Below are 14,465 nucleotides of genomic sequence, written 5' to 3'. Positions count from 1 at the left end.
ATACACTGGAGTGAATCGATCACTTCGCACACCTAGGATCCCATGGTCAGTCAGCGCCTCAATCGAAGCGGTCAAGCGTATGAGCAGCTCACCGCGGAGATCCTCCGCGGTCGCTGGCAGCCGGGCGACACGCTCTCGACTTATGCGCTGTCCGAGGAGCTGCAGATCAGTCGCACGCCGGTGTCCGAGGCCCTCAAGCGGCTGGAGTCAGAGGGACTCGTGGAGATCATCCCCCAGGTCGGGTGTCGCGTTGTTCGGCCGAGTTCCACGACCGTCACCGAGCTGTTCGCGATACGTGGCGTGCTCGAGGGCCTTGCCGCCGAGGTGGCCGCCAAAGCGATGAGCGCCAAGCAGCTCGCTGAGCTCGGTGGCGTGCTCGAGCGGATGGAAGCGGCCATTGATCATGGGGACGAAGTGGCCTACGGTGACCTCAACTACGAGTTCCACCTGAAGATCATCGAGGGTAGCGGCATGACGCGGCTCATCCAGACCGTCGAGGGCGTGTGGTCGCTGCTGCGCTATCAGCTTGCGCGGCTTCCGTTCACGGGCGACCAGATGGGGGAGTCGATGACGGAATCCAGAACCGAGCATCGGGCCATCTTCGAGGCGCTCGAGCGACGTACCGCCAAGCGTGCCCGGACCCTCGCAGAGCAGCACACCCGTCGGTGCGGCGACCGCTTCGTCGCCTACCTGGAGGGTGTCGCCGCCCCGCGGCGAGGAGGAGAGAAGCCATGACCGAGCTGTCGGCATTGATCGCTCGTGCCCTCGACGACATGTGTGAGTACCAGGAGCGCTTCACGCGCGACCCCGGCCATGCCCAGGTGTCGCTCGCCGGTGTTCCACACGCCCTGGTTCCGACCCACGTCGTGGCCAGCGACCTGCCGCGCGAGTTGGTCGAGATCCTCGGTGCCGAGCTGGCACCCGCGGTGATGTACCGGTTCGGTCGTCTCATCGGGCTCAGCCACGCGGCGGCGTTCTTCGCGGACCGCAAGATCGGCATGACCGAACCGCAGTATCGCGTGCTTACCGGCCCGTTTCACTTCGCATGGGCGGGCTACGGAGACGTGCAACTGCTGCTATGGGAGCCCAAGCTCGACGAGGACTTCCTCGTGCTGTGGGAGTCGGACAACTCGTTCAGTGCGCGGGAGGTGCTGAACGACGGGCACCGCGGCCGGGCCTGCCATCTCCAGGCGGGATACGCCGCGGGCTGGGCCTCGGAGGCGACAGGGCTCCCAATCGATGTGCAAGAGATCGCCTGTCGGGCAGAGGGTGTGTCGTACTGCCGCTTCGCGATGGCCCACCGCGATCGTGTGTCGCTGTGGATGCGCGATCCGCGCCTGCACCGCCCGACCAAGCAGTACAAAGTGATGCCGGCCAGTATGCCCCGCGCCGCGTCCGCCTGACGACGCGTCGGCAAGGTCGCCGGCCGACGAGCGGCGACCCCCCTTGCGCGCGCCACAGTTCATGCGAGCCCTGAGTACTGCGCTGACCACACCCCTTTCACCCTGACGCAGCAGCGTCCAACCGCGGCGCGCGCCAGGGAAAGACGAACGATGTGGACAGCCGACGAGCACGGGCACGCGCTACGCCACGAGAGGTCCGCACAGCCCGCCCGTCGCTTCAGGTTGGAATGATCAAGGGCCGCAGCGGGTCCCAATCTCGCTGCGGCAGGGCGAGGAAACGCGCCCTCGGCATCATCGGTGGAGTGCCGTCCGTACACGACCCGCGCATGTCCAATGCTGATGATGTGACCAAGCCCAGGGCGGCGTCCCGGTCGCACGTCGACCGGGACGGTCCTCATCTGTTGTTCCGCGGCGGCGTCGGATGCTCGATGCAGGGCGGACATTCACCCTCGTGCGCGAGGCTTTCCGGTTACACCGACCAGTCGGTGCCGTCGATCTGGCCCATCATCTTCATCGCTGCTTCCAGGGAGGGAAGGTTCGCCATAGCGACCGCCATGGGGCCGCGGAACTTGACCTCGCGGGTGACCATCGCCTTGGCTGCCGGGAGTTCGCCCAGGCCGAGGCGCTGCCAGGTGTCCGTATTGGCTGTCAGCACGAACTCGGGCTTGACGCCGTCAGCCGGGGCGCCCGCCCGGACGACCTCGCCGAGGACCACCTGGATCTGACCTGCGCGGCTCTCGTCCTCGGCGAGTCGGTACTCGATGACCATGCTCAGTTTCTTGAGTCCCTGGCGTGTCGCCTCGGTGTTGTTCCACAGCTCGCCATATGTCTGCATCCACTCGGGTGAAAGGACGGGTGTTGTCATGTTGCGCTCTCCTTGTTGGTGGCCCACGACACACAATCCGGTCGTCGGTGACCTGCGACACAAAATTATGTTGACCGATGTGAGCAAAGATACTAACATGTTAGAACGTCAGTCAAGTAGCTGGCTTTGCGCGGGATCGAATTAGCTTCGCAGGCTCGCACTTTCAGGGTTCGTAGGCCTGCACTTCCAGAAGGAGAAAGAGAATGTCTGACTCGAGAAAGCCGAAAGCATGCTGAGCAACGAACTCCGGCAGACCCTCCAGAAGGGTTTGCACGACGTGAAGTCCGACTGGACCGTCCCCGCCTCGATCATCAACGATCCCGAGGTGCACGACGTCGAGCGCGAGCGGGTCTTCGGTCACGCGTGGGTCTTTCTCGCGCACGAGAGTGAGATCCCCGAGCGCGGCGATTACGTCGTGCGGTACATCTCCGAGGATCAGTTCATCGTCTGCCGCGACGAGGACGGCGAAATCCGCGGGCACCTCAACGCTTGCCGCCACCGCGGTATGCAGGTGTGCCGCGCGGAGATGGGGAACGCCTCGCACTTCCGGTGCCCGTACCACGGCTGGACCTACAGCAACACGGGAAGTCTGGTCGGCGTGCCGGCCGGCAAGGACGCGTACGGCAATCAGCTGAAGAAGTCCGACTGGAACCTGCGGCCGATGCCGAACCTGGCCACCTACAAGGGCCTGATCTTCGGCTCGCTGGACCCGAACGCCGATTCGCTGGAGGACTACCTCGGCGATATGAAGTTCTACCTCGATATTGTTCTGGACCGCAGTGACGCCGGGCTGCAGGTCGTCGGCGCCCCGCAGCGGTGGGTGGTCGACGCGAACTGGAAGCTCGGCGCAGACAACTTCGTCGGCGACGCCTACCACACCATGATGACCCACCGCTCGATGGTCGAGCTGGGGCTCGCCCCGCCCGACCCGCAGTTCGCGCTCTACGGAGAGCACGTCCACACCGAGCACGGTCACGGCCTGGGCATCATCGGTCCGCCGCCGGGTATGCCGCTGCCGGAGTTCATGGGCATGCCGGAGAACATCGTCGAGGAATTGGGGCGTCGGCTCACGCCGGAGCAGGTCGAGATCTTCCGGCCCAATGCCTTCATCCATGGCACCGTGTTCCCGAATCTGTCGATCGGCAACTTCCTGATGGCCAAGGATCACCTCTCCCCGCCGACGCCGTTCCTGACGCTGCGCCTGTGGCACCCGCTCGGACCGGACAAGATGGAGGTGATGTCGTTCTTCCTCGTCGAAAAGGAGGCGCCCGACTGGTTCAAGGACGAGAGCTACAAGGCCTACCTGCGCACCTTCGGGATCTCCGGCGCCTTCGAACAGGACGACGCCGAGAACTGGCGCAGTATCACCCGTGTTCTGGGTGGTCAGTTCGCCAAGACAGGGGAGCTCAACTACCAGATGGGGCGCGGCGTTCTCGAGCCCGACCCGAACTGGCCCGGACCCGGGGAGGCCTACCCGCTGGACTACGCCGAGGCCAACCAGCGCAACTTCCTCGAATACTGGATGCAGCTCATGCTCGCGGACACACCGCTGCACGCCGGCAACAGCAACAGCAACGGCAAGGCGGAGACGTCGGCGCCGGCCGCCTCCAAGACCCCAGCGAAAGCGGAGGCGTAGGCCATGAGTACGCAGACACAGATCTCGGACACCACCGTCCGTGAGATCACCGAATGGCTCTACATGGAGGCCGGGCTGCTCGACGCCGGTAAGTACCGGGAATGGCTGGACCTCGTCGCCGAGGACCTGAGCTACATTGTGCCCCTGAGGGTCACCCGGGAGCGTGAGGCCGTGACCGACGTCGTCGAGGGAATGGCCCACATGGACGACGACGCGGACTCGATGGAGATGCGGGTGCTGCGCCTCGAGACCGAGTACGCGTGGGCAGAGGACCCGCCGTCGCGCTCACGGCACTTCGTCACCAACGTTCAAGTCGCGCCGGGCGATAGCGAGGACGAGTTCGAGGTCACCTCGAACCTGCTGCTCTACCGCACCCGCGGTGACGTTGCTACCTACGACGTCCTCTCGGGCGAGCGTAAGGACGTGCTCCGGCGCGCGGGCGACGGCTTCCGTCTCGCCAAACGTGTTGTGCTGCTTGATCAGACCACGATAATGACACACAACCTCGCCCTGATCATGTGACGGAGGAGCCTACATGAGCATCATCCACAACGACCGCGGAGAACCGATAATCCAGATCGCCAACGAGTTCACGGTGATCCAGGTCGGCTACACCCGCACCGGCAGTGGTGAGCGTCTCGTCATCACCTCGCCGCGCCTCGGATTCCAGACCCATCTGGATCCGCTGCAACTCGAGAGCCTCACCTGGCAGACGCCGGACATGTACTCGGCGCTGCTCGACACGCCCTACGGACCGGGCTCGGAACTCAAAGCGAGCCCCCTGTCGGCTCTATTCAGAAAGGACTGATTCCCTTGGGATTCCTGGACGGCAAGGTGGCGCTCGTCACCGGCGGCGGATCGGGTATCGGCCGCGCTGTGGTCGAGCTCTACGTGCAACAGGGCGCAAAAGTGGGGATCCTCGAGATCTCCCCGGAGAAGGTGAAGGACCTGCGTAACGCACTGCCCGTCGACGCCGTCGTGGTGACGGAAGGCGACGCCACGTCGATGGCCGACAACGAACGCGCCGTCGCCGACGTCGTGGACGCGTTCGGGCCGCTCACCACGCTCGTCTGCGTCGTCGGCGTATTCGACTACTTCACCGAGATTCCGCAACTGCCCAAGGACAAGATCAGCGAGGCGTTCGATCAACTCTTCGGCGTCAACGTCAAGAGCAACCTGCTCAGCGTGAAGGCGGCGCTCGACGAGCTGATCGAGAACGAGGGCGACATCATCCTCACCCTCTCCAACGCTGCGTTCTACCCCGGTGGCGGCGGCCCGCTGTATGTGTCGTCGAAGTTCGCCGTCCGCGGCCTCGTGACCGAGCTCGCGTACGAGCTGGCGCCGAAGGTGCGCGTCAACGGCGTGGCACCAGGCGGCACCATCACCGAGCTGCGCGGCATCCCCGCTCTGGCCAACGAGGGCCAACGTCTCAAGGACGTGCCGGACATCGAGGGTTTGATCGAGGGCATCAATCCGCTGGGCATCGTCGCCCAGCCTGAGGATCACTCATGGGCATACGCGCTTCTCGCCTCGCGGGAGCGTACCCCGGCGGTGACCGGCACCATCATCAACAGCGACGGCGGTCTCGGGGTCCGCGGTATGACGCGGATGGCGGGTCTCGCGCCGTGAGGGTCGGCGCGTGGGCGGGCAACTCCTCCCACGCGCCGTGACGGGTTCGGACGTCCACCAGCCCGGTGACGGTCCCCGCCGTCGGGCTGGTGTCCGCTGCGATCATTCCTGCCCAGCCCGGCCGTTCCTGACCTTCAGCGGCCACCGTGGAGGGGCGCGTCCCGAACCGTTAGGACGTCAACGACGACATTGGAAACGACACCTTCACATCGGAGATGGCATGGCACAGAAGTTCGGAGTCAATGACCTGCGCGGCGTCGTCGCGGTCACGCCGACCCCGGCCCTCCCCGGCGCGGGGGAGCTCACCGGGCGCGACACGGTCGACCTCGAGGAGACGGACCGGATGATCCGGCGGCTGATCGCCGACGGCGTCGACGGCATCATCACCAACGGCACGCTCGGCGAGATGGCAACCCTGACCCTCACCGAGTGGCAGGCATTCACACGGCGCGTGTCCGAAGTCGTGTCCGAGGTCGCCCCCGACCTGCCGCTGTTCATCGGGGCGACCACACTGAACACCCGTGACACCGTCGACCGGATCCGCTTCCTGGAAGGTCTCGGGATCCAGGGGGTGTTCCTCGGTCGTCCGATGTGGGGCGGACTCGGCGCCGACACGATGGCCGCCTTCTACCGCGATATCGCCGACACGTTCCCCGACATGGCGATCGTGCTCTACGACAACCCTGAAGCATTCAAAGGGCCGATCCCATCACCGGTCTACGCCGAGCTCGCCACGCTGCCCCAGGTCATCGGCGCGAAATACATTGCGGTCACCCCGAAATTCGCGGTGGACATCGCCGCGGTCGACGGCAAGATGCGGCTGCTGCCGCTCGAAAGCGACTGGCTGGCGACCCACACCCTCTACCCGGACGAGGCGCTTGGTTGCTGGAGCAGCAGCGCGTTGTGCGGCCCGGAGCCCGTGCTCGCCCTCCGGGACGCACTCGCGTCCGGAAACCTCGATGAGGCGCGACATCTGACCCATCGGATCGACTGGACCTACGAGCCGTTCCTCGCCCGTACCAACTTCCCCGAGTTCTCCAAGTACAACGTCACCCTGGAGAAGCTCCGCTTCGACGAGGCTGGCTACATCAACGCCGGGCCCGCCCGTCCCCCATTTCTGACAGCACCCGAGGCCTATGCCGAGGGGGCGCGCGAAAACGGACGTCGGTGGCGCCGTCTCGTCGACGAAATCACCACCACGAACTAGCGGCCCGTGCTAGAGGTTCTTTAATGGTACGCCTGGTCCAGCTTCCCCCAGCAGATACCGCGTTCGCGACGTAACCGATGCCTCGACTCGGGACCTCGCCGAAAGCCTGGAAGGTTCGATAGATGCCCGTACTCATCCTTCATGCTGCGATCGCATGCGCCAGACTGCTGACGCCCCGCCGTTTCACGGAGACGATCCAACGCATGCTCACGAATATCGCGGTCGCGCAGGCCACTACGAGATGGGTGGCCATGGCTGCGAGCGAACAGCAGGAGGGCCCTGTGTCCATCGTCGATTGAGAGATAGACCTTCCGAGTTCGAACAGCACGACCCAGTACGCCGACCACTGCCTGGATCGCGACAATTGGTCGGCGATGCTCAAGCTGGACGGAGAAGGTCGAGGCCGTGATGCCTCCGCTGGTATGAACGGTCTCAGGGTGATTGAACGGTGGGTCCAGGGAGGCGCTGTGTCCCCTTCGGTGGCACGGCAGGTCCGCACAATCCGCGCAGCACGACCAGCGTAATTGCCGCGCTGGCCATCAAGGACAAGGAGATTGGATCGATGACCGACAAGCTGAAGCTCTTCTCACAGGAGTGGTGTGACGCAGCACTCGACGCGGTCAATGCCAACGATGCGGTGTACGAGGGTTTCAAGGATCCTGACACGTTCACCAACAAGTTGGAATTCGGCGTCATCGGCCGGGACGATGTCGCCTGCCATCTCGAATTCAAAGAGGGCAAGGTCGTCTCGTTTACGCCGCGGACGTTCGACGAGAGTGAGCTGTGGCTGATCATCAACGGCAGCCTCGAGACCTGGCAGGCCGCCGCCGCGGGTAAGGAAGAAGGCGGAAAGCTGCTGATGAAGGGGCAGATCAAGTTCGCCAAGGGCCCGATGTCCGCGGCGATCGAGAACGCGGGAGCACTCAACAACTTCCTGCTTACCTGGGGTCAGGTCCCCACCGACTGGGACGTCTGATCCCACGAAACTCTCGCACGGGGCACGCGCCCGACCCCTCATCCGGGTGAGTCGTCCGTGCAGGACCGCACGAAACGCCGTCACCCTGCTCTGAAAGGCCCACCTCATGACTACTGTTGAATCCGGCACGTACCCAGTCAGTTTGTTCGATGGTGAGGACGCGAATGGCGTCGCCAACATCGTCGGGATGCTGCTCGGGCAGAACCTCGAGAACTTTCCGTCGCGAATCAAGTTCGCACGCAAGATCGCTCGACCGGTCTCCATTATCAGCACGGACACCGACAGCGCCTGCACAATCGTGTTCGGCACCGACGAGGCGGTCGTCTACAACGACGTCGTCGGGAAACCAGCCGTGACCGTCATCGCCACCGTCGATCAGATCCTGGATGTGTCACAGTTGCCGATGAAGGCCGGCGGGCTCATCCCGGTGGGCTTCTTCACCGGCCGGGGCATGACGGTGCTCGGGGAAATCTTGAAGCACAAGCTCGTCGTGAAGGGTCTGCTCACCCACACCGTGACCGCGCTGCGCACCATTGCGTTGGTCTCGGTGATCGAACCATGACCTCGCTCTCGGGCCGCAGCCGCCCGGCCAGTCACGCCTCCGAGGACCGGACGATGCAGTTCGAATTGCCCTATGCGGACGACGACGTCGTGCAGGGCGGGGGACCGCCTCGGGCGTCGAAGGCCACGAACATCGTCAGAGGGTTGCTCCTGCTCGCCCTGATCCCGGTCTCGGTGTTCTACCTGGGCCCGCGGATCTACAACCTGACCGCCACCCCCTACCGCCTGGACCAGGCGGTGGTATCCGCCGGCAACTACAACCCTGCGCTGGACAAGATCGTCGAGCACGAGAAGGTGACCCTGTCCGCGTTCGCGTCGCTGGAGAAGATGAAGACCGCGCTCGCGAGTGTTCTCATCACCGATGCGACCGTCACTACCGAGCTCCATACCTTGACCGGTCAGATCAGCGGCGATGTGCAGGCGACGCTCGATCAGGCCGGCGCGAACGTGACCGACCTCGTCGCCTCCCTCGACACTCTGACAACGCACATCAACTCGTTGCAGCCTCCCGTCGACGGCGCTACCGCGGCCCTCGCGGCCGACAGCGCCACGTTGGGGGCAATCCTCGACGACGCCCGTTCGACAGCGGCGAAGGTGCACGATGCCCGGGTCTCCGCGGAGGAATCCGCGAACGACCTGTCAGGAAAATAGGAGAAGTTCTGTGATTTTCTTCGGACGCCGCGGCGGTCCCGCCCGGATGGTTCTGGCGATCGTGGCGGTCGGTGTACTCGGCCTGCTCACGTTCGTGGTGTTCAACCTCAACACCCGCCTCGACAACCAGCAGCGCGCCAACGTGACGAGCATCGCCGCTTCCCAGGACATCGTCGACGTCAACGACAAAGTGACCGGCCAACTCCGGCAACTGACCGAGCTCACCCACACGGCACAGACCGCGCTCGATGCCACCTCCGCGCTCGGTCCACTGCTGACGAAGTTGGATGAGGCGATCGCCCCGGCGGCGGCGATGCTGGCCAGCAGCACCTCGGGTGCCCAGATGACCAACGATCAGCTCACCAACATCCAGTCCATCCTCGGCGAGGTCCAGAACACCGTGCTCCCGTTGGTGTCCTCCGCGGAAGCGTTCGGGGAGCAAGGCAACCAGCTGCTGGTGATCGTGCAGGGGCTGGTGAGTGACCTGAGGGTCTCGGTCGAGGCGGCGAAGACGATCAACCAGATGCTTCCACTTCCCGGCTGAGCACCCTTTCACCGTCGACGATCCGACACTACTTCCACTGGACGTGATATGCAGCAGCGCAACGATTTACCTCCCGACGCCTTCCCACCCCGAGGCCTGACCAGATATCAGCGATTCGATGTGCCCGCGGCGGCGCTGCCCTACCGGAAAGGCACCAAGCCGCATCGGCCGGATGTGCTGGTGCCCGCGATCCCCGACGCGACCGGATTTTCGGTGGCAACCGAGTGGCTGGGCCGCCTCGCCGCGGTCATCGCCGTCGTCCTGTTCGCACTGGTGGTGGCCTCCATCCACAAGGGGCTGCAGGTGCAACACAGCGCGCGCACCGTCGTGGACAACTTCCGCCTCACCAACGACTTCTTCGCCCAACGCGCGGACCTGACCGCGCCCGCCACCGCCCGCAAACAACTCGACGAACTGACAGGAGTCTTGACCCAGCTCAACATTGCGACCGCGACCGACGTCGACCACCTCGACGCCCTCCTGCCGAACGCGCGCACGTTGCTCGCCGCCGGCCAAGGTGACACACAGATCGCCGGCCAGCTCGAGGGGGTCGCCACCACATTGCAGGGCTCGGCGGCCTCCCTGCACCAGATATCGGCAGGCGCGAACACGACCGTGACCGGCGTCGACAACGAACTCACCCAGGCACTCGACCTGGTGAACCAGCTCAACGCGGAACTCACCCGCACGACGAACAAGCTCGCGCTCGTTCCCGCCACCGACGCCTTCATTCCTGCCCCCGGAGGGAACCGATGATCACCAAAAAGTTGTGGACCGCGATCGTACTCGTGCTGGGTGCGGGGTCGGCGGTCGTTCTGTGCGCCCTCAACGGGTTCTTTCCCGCCGTGCGCGATGTGAGCGATCCGCTGGGGCGGCCATCGAAACTCAGTCTCGAGCTGATCGATTCCGCAGGCCAATTCGACACCCTGACCGCGATTCTCGTCCCCAAGCACGCCCGGTTGGCCTCCGACATCCAGACCCTGACGCCGCTCGCGAACGATCTCGAAGGACTCACCGACAAGGCCGGCGAACTCTCCGGTCAAGCCAAGACACTGAACGCCTCCACCAGCACCGTCAGCGAGATCGCGGCGCCTCTGCCCGACCTCATCGTGAAGGTGACCGGTCGTGCCGACACCGCCAGCCCCACCGTGGCCGGACTGTCCACTGCGGTGGGATCGGTGACCACCCAGCTGGAGGCGATCAACCACGGACTGACCACCGTCCAGGGATCCCTCGGCGCGCTCGGCCCGAAAGCCTCCGCCATCTCTGCGACCCTCGCAATCGTTCGGGAAGAGGCCGCACACGTGCAGGAATTCGGCCCCCTCCTCGCGGTAATCGGCCCCCCGGTCAATGACCTGAACCTCCCCGCCCTCGGTGTCGCACCCGCACCGCCCTCATGACCGCCCGCACCGGCTTGTGGCCGACCACTGAGCGAGTGAAAGGCAGAACTTGATGTTTCGGCTCTCCTGGGCGATCGCCCTGTCCTTTACCATTGCGGTTCTCGCTGGCATTCTGATCGTGACGCGCGATCTGAGTATCTCGAACGACATCTTCAAAGACGGAGTGGCACAAGCGAAGATCGTCGACAGTACAACCGACCAGGCACTGGACGGTGCGCAGCAGTTACCCCCCGCTGATCAGGCCCTCCACGAGGGTTTACCCCAGGTGGTGGGGGTACTCGACTCCCTCGCCAGAGCCGACCAGACTCTGGGTTCGCTCGGTGATCACTTACAGTCTCTGGGGGACGCCTTGAAGTCCGCGGACGCCCCGCTCGGCGGGATCATCGATGCCGGCCAGTCAGCGACCGATCAGGCGAACGCGGCGGCCGCCCCGGCGGCGGAGATCGTGAACACCCTGTCCGCGGCCGATACGAAGGTTCAAGCCTTGGGCCCGTTGCTCGACCAGTCCCTCGTCCTCAGCCAGACGATCGACTCGAAACTGCGCATCGCACTCACCCTGCCGAAAGTAGGAAACTGAGGTCCGACGATCCGATACGCAGTCCGAGAGGTCGCGCTCACCGGCTTCTGCGGTAGGCATCCCCGGTGAAGCGAGTGTGCGCCCCTCTCCCGTGCTCGTCGCGCAGGAGCGCATCCTCGAATCAATACGCTCACAACCTATTCCGCGGGCGCCGCTGCTGGGCGACGACATCGTCACCATCGTCTCCGCGGTCCGGCGGGCTGTTACCGGCTGGGCGGCCGAGGTGTACGAGCGGCGTGACAGTGCCCTGATTTTGGTGGGGTTCGAAGGCGCCTTCTGGCGCAGCGAACTCGTCGCCCTGAACTGCGGCGACATCAGCGTGCACCGGCTCGACGGTATCGACATCCGCCTGCGCCAATCGAAGACCGACCAGGAGGGCGCCGGAGCGGTCAAGGCGCTGCCGTTCACCACCTCGCGCCCCAGTGGCCCACCGTGCGCACACTTCCGGTGGGCGCAGGTCGGGCCGCCTTCGACACCGCCAACCGTCCCGGGGTGATCCGGTTGCTGCGCACCGCACCGCCGTTCGACAACCAAGTCTGCCGCGGCGCGCTGCCGCGGATGAGGGCCCGGTCGCCGTTGTTCCGGTCGATCCGCAAGAATGGCAGCCTCGGGGGCACCGCCCTGTCCGGGCGTCGGTGCATGCGGCAATCCGCCGCCGCGCCGCCCAGGCCGGGTACGACGAGAACATCGTCGCCCAACTCGGTGGGCACTCGCTGCGGGCCGGGTTTCGTCACCCAGGCCTTCCGCACCGGCGCCGCCGCGCACGCGATCATGCGCCAGACCGGGCACGGTCGCGGGACGGTAGGCCCCGTCTGGGGACGGCTACCGTCAGGAATTGACGGTAGCCCAGATCTCTTCCGTGGACAGGCCCGGGTCGCCAACGCTGCGGATAGATTGTGTCACCAGCAGTCTTCCTGTGTTCTCCAGATGTGCCCGCATTGCCGCCTCTGCCTCGACTGGATTGCCGGCGATGATGGCATCGATGATGGGTGCATGCTCGTCGTCGATGTCGGTGAGTGTTCTGGTCTTGTCGGCGGTATTGGCCCCGAGCAGCCGGGTGGTCTCGCGAAGGGTCTTGACGATCGCGCGGGCTCGGGCGTTGTCGGCGGCGTCGAGAATCAGGTCGTGAAGCCCGAGATCATGATGGGCGAACTCGTGTTCGTCGCCGCCGGCGGCGGCGTCCTGCATCAGGCGTCGTTGCCGCTGCAGTGCATCCGAGAGCGTGGGGTCGGCCACGGCTGCGGCCTTGCGGACCGCGGGTAGTTCCAGGGCCAACCGGACTGCGAAGATCTCCGCGATCTCCTTCGGCTGGGGGAGAAGAATGCGGAAGCCCTGGCGTGCTTCGAACTTGATGACTCCCACTTCTTCCAGGCGCAGCAAAGCGTCCCGCACCGGGGTTCGGGAGATGCCCAGACCCTCGGCGAGTTGGTAGACCGAGTACTTCACTCCCGGTTTCATGCGGCCGTCGTCGATGGCCGCCCGCACCGCCGCGATCGCCTGCTCCATCCGTCGTCCCGCGAACGGGGTGAGCGGTTCGAGTTCGAGCGCTTCGTCTGCCACCCGATCACTGTAACAACACGGGGCTGTTCGTAGCATGCTAGGTGCATGTAGCATGCTACGAATGATCTCCGCTGAATCACTGGCCGCTGAGCTGCGCAGTTCGGGAGTGAGCGATGTTCTCTCCGACGGCACCACCCGCGCTGCCTATTCGTCCGATGCGTCCCTGTACCGGGTGCGACCGCTGGTCGTCGCGCGGCCGCGCCACGCCGACGAGGTCGCTGCCGCCCTCGCGGTGTGCCGCAGAGAGGGCGTGCCGCTGACCTCTCGCGGTGGCGGCACCTCCGTTGCAGGTAACGCCGTCGGGACGGGACTGATTCTCGACTTCAGCCGGCACATGAACCGGGTGCTGTCGATCGACAGGGACGCACAGACCGCCACCGTCGAGCCGGGCACGATTCAGACGGTGCTGCAGCAGGCCGTTGCACCGCACGGCCTACGATTCGGGCCCGACCCATCGACGTTCACTCGCTGCACCATCGGCGGCATGATCGGAAACAATGCCTGCGGTTCGCGCACGCTCGGATACGGCCGGACCTCAGACAACGTGAAGGGCCTGCACGTTCTGACCGGGACCGGGGAGTCGTTGCAACTGGGTTCGGCCGGCGAGGTGACGGCCTCCCCGGCGCTGAGTGCACTACAGCAGGTCACCCGCGCCGGTTTGGCGACCATTCGCACCGAGCTCGGGCAATTCGGCCGTCAGGTGTCCGGATACGCCCTGGAACACCTGCTGCCGGAAAATCGGTTCGACGTGACCCGCATGCTGGTCGGCACGGAGGGCACCCTCGCGGTGGCAACCCGCGCGACGGTCCGCTTGGTGTCCGAGCCCGCCCACCGCGTCCTGGTCGTGCTGGGGTACGCCGACATCGCGTCGGCGGGTGACGCGACCCCGCTGGTGCTGAAGTTCGATCCGACCGCCTGCGAGGGTATCGATTCCCGGATCGTCGAGGTGGTGCGTGAGCGCCGCGGCCCGGATGCGGTTCCGCCGTTGCCTGCGGGGGCGGCCTGGTTGTTCGTCGAGGTCGTCGGCGACGACCTCGACGAGACGATCGCCAGGGCCCGGCAGGTCGGACGGGACTGCGGAGCCGTGGACAGCCTCGTGGTCACCGACGCGGGCCGTACCGCCCAGCTGTGGCGGATTCGCGCCGATGGTGCCGGACTGGCCGGCCGCAGTCCTGCCGGCCTGCCCGCGCACGCAGGATGGGAGGATGCGGCCGTGCCACCGGCCATGCTGGGCGACTACCTACGCGACTTCGACGCCCTGATGGACGAATTCGGCGTCACCGGCCTGCCGTACGGGCACTTCGGTGACGGATGCATGCACGTGCGCATCGATTGGCCGCTCGACAAGCCCGGCGGCGACGGCATCTTCCGGGACTTCCTGGTCGCGGCGAGCACACTCGTCGCCGGCTACGGCGGATCCCTGTCCGGTGAGCACGGGGACGGCCGCGCCCGCAGC

17 protein-coding genes and 1 pseudogene are annotated in these 14,465 nt (G+C 65.5%); 16 read left to right on the top strand and 2 right to left on the bottom strand.

Going from position 1 to position 14,465, the window contains the following annotated elements:
• Window positions 1-42 precede the first annotated feature (42 nt).
• Both ACNJ7E_RS40090 and ACNJ7E_RS40085 read left to right on the top strand, forming a co-directional pair.
• Window positions 43-735, top strand: a complete 693-nt coding sequence (locus ACNJ7E_RS40090; protein ID WP_005253616.1) for a GntR family transcriptional regulator — start codon at window positions 43-45, stop codon at window positions 733-735.
• Window positions 732-1,403: a V4R domain-containing protein gene (locus ACNJ7E_RS40085; protein WP_418342449.1), complete on the top strand. Its 672-nt coding sequence runs from the start codon at window positions 732-734 to the stop codon at window positions 1,401-1,403. The genes ACNJ7E_RS40090 and ACNJ7E_RS40085 overlap by 4 nt, the downstream gene beginning before the upstream one ends.
• Window positions 1,404-1,872: 469 nt before the next feature.
• Here the strand turns inward: ACNJ7E_RS40085 and ACNJ7E_RS40080 are convergent, their stop codons facing one another.
• Window positions 1,873-2,268 (bottom strand): SCP2 sterol-binding domain-containing protein, encoded by a 396-nt coding sequence (locus ACNJ7E_RS40080; protein ID WP_007298130.1) that lies wholly within the window; start codon window positions 2,266-2,268, stop codon window positions 1,873-1,875.
• A gap of 229 nt (window positions 2,269-2,497) precedes the next feature.
• Here ACNJ7E_RS40080 and ACNJ7E_RS40075 point away from each other — a divergent pair, with 229 nt between their 5' ends.
• The 13 genes and pseudogenes from ACNJ7E_RS40075 to ACNJ7E_RS40015 form a co-directional block, all read left to right on the top strand.
• Window positions 2,498-3,904, top strand: a complete 1,407-nt coding sequence (locus tag ACNJ7E_RS40075; protein ID WP_418342448.1) for an aromatic ring-hydroxylating dioxygenase subunit alpha — start codon at window positions 2,498-2,500, stop codon at window positions 3,902-3,904.
• Between the two features lie 3 nt (window positions 3,905-3,907).
• Complete coding sequence (locus ACNJ7E_RS40070; protein ID WP_007298128.1) at window positions 3,908-4,426, top strand: aromatic-ring-hydroxylating dioxygenase subunit beta; 519 nt, start codon at window positions 3,908-3,910, stop codon at window positions 4,424-4,426.
• 13 nt (window positions 4,427-4,439) lie between these two features.
• Window positions 4,440-4,712, top strand: coding sequence for a hypothetical protein (locus ACNJ7E_RS40065; protein WP_005253629.1), 273 nt, complete (start codon window positions 4,440-4,442; stop codon window positions 4,710-4,712).
• Window positions 4,713-4,717: 5 nt separating this feature from the next.
• Window positions 4,718-5,533: a 3-(cis-5,6-dihydroxycyclohexa-1,3-dien-1-yl)propanoate dehydrogenase gene (gene hcaB / locus ACNJ7E_RS40060; protein ID WP_007298127.1), complete on the top strand. Its 816-nt coding sequence runs from the start codon at window positions 4,718-4,720 to the stop codon at window positions 5,531-5,533.
• Between the two features lie 220 nt (window positions 5,534-5,753).
• A complete protein-coding gene (locus tag ACNJ7E_RS40055; RefSeq protein ID WP_007298126.1) occupies window positions 5,754-6,740 on the top strand; it encodes a dihydrodipicolinate synthase family protein in 987 nt (328 codons plus the stop codon).
• Window positions 6,741-7,302: 562 nt separating this feature from the next.
• Window positions 7,303-7,716 carry an SCP2 sterol-binding domain-containing protein gene (locus ACNJ7E_RS40050; RefSeq protein WP_005253633.1) on the top strand — a complete coding sequence of 138 codons (414 nt, stop codon included), beginning with the start codon at window positions 7,303-7,305 and terminating at the stop codon, window positions 7,714-7,716.
• A 106-nt stretch (window positions 7,717-7,822) separates the two neighbouring features.
• Entirely contained in the window at window positions 7,823-8,278 is a 456-nt protein-coding gene (locus tag ACNJ7E_RS40045; RefSeq protein ID WP_005570098.1) for a hypothetical protein, read from the top strand.
• On the top strand, window positions 8,275-8,928 hold the full coding sequence (locus tag ACNJ7E_RS40040; RefSeq protein ID WP_007298123.1) for a hypothetical protein: 654 nt from the start codon (window positions 8,275-8,277) through the stop codon (window positions 8,926-8,928). Before ACNJ7E_RS40045 ends, ACNJ7E_RS40040 begins: the two co-directional genes overlap by 4 nt.
• Before the next feature lie 10 nt (window positions 8,929-8,938).
• Window positions 8,939-9,472 carry a hypothetical protein gene (locus tag ACNJ7E_RS40035; protein ID WP_007298122.1) on the top strand — a complete coding sequence of 178 codons (534 nt, stop codon included), beginning with the start codon at window positions 8,939-8,941 and terminating at the stop codon, window positions 9,470-9,472.
• A gap of 48 nt (window positions 9,473-9,520) precedes the next feature.
• Entirely contained in the window at window positions 9,521-10,228 is a 708-nt protein-coding gene (locus ACNJ7E_RS40030; RefSeq protein WP_039951640.1) for a hypothetical protein, read from the top strand.
• Window positions 10,225-10,872, top strand: a complete 648-nt coding sequence (locus ACNJ7E_RS40025) for a hypothetical protein (protein WP_169693164.1) — start codon at window positions 10,225-10,227, stop codon at window positions 10,870-10,872. Before ACNJ7E_RS40030 ends, ACNJ7E_RS40025 begins: the two co-directional genes overlap by 4 nt.
• A 52-nt stretch (window positions 10,873-10,924) precedes the next feature.
• A complete protein-coding gene (locus ACNJ7E_RS40020; protein WP_418342447.1) occupies window positions 10,925-11,449 on the top strand; it encodes a hypothetical protein in 525 nt (174 codons plus the stop codon).
• Between the two features lie 142 nt (window positions 11,450-11,591).
• Window positions 11,592-12,238, top strand: a pseudogene (locus ACNJ7E_RS40015) (site-specific integrase); the annotation flags it as partial.
• Between the two features lie 39 nt (window positions 12,239-12,277).
• Here the strand turns inward: ACNJ7E_RS40015 and ACNJ7E_RS40010 are convergent.
• On the bottom strand, window positions 12,278-13,009 hold the full coding sequence (locus tag ACNJ7E_RS40010; protein ID WP_007298117.1) for a GntR family transcriptional regulator: 732 nt from the start codon (window positions 13,007-13,009) through the stop codon (window positions 12,278-12,280).
• A gap of 52 nt (window positions 13,010-13,061) precedes the next feature.
• Here ACNJ7E_RS40010 and ACNJ7E_RS40005 point away from each other — a divergent pair.
• On the top strand, window positions 13,062-14,465 hold a 1,404-nt coding region (locus ACNJ7E_RS40005; RefSeq protein WP_418342437.1), incomplete at its 3' end, for an FAD-binding oxidoreductase.

It is taken from the genome of Rhodococcus mengyinensis (genome assembly GCF_048381435.1).
In the GTDB taxonomy this organism is placed as follows: domain Bacteria; phylum Actinomycetota; class Actinomycetes; order Mycobacteriales; family Mycobacteriaceae; genus Rhodococcus_F; species Rhodococcus_F opacus_D.
Note: the sequence above shows the minus strand (reverse complement) of the source record. Positions and strands in the feature narration are given on the sequence as shown.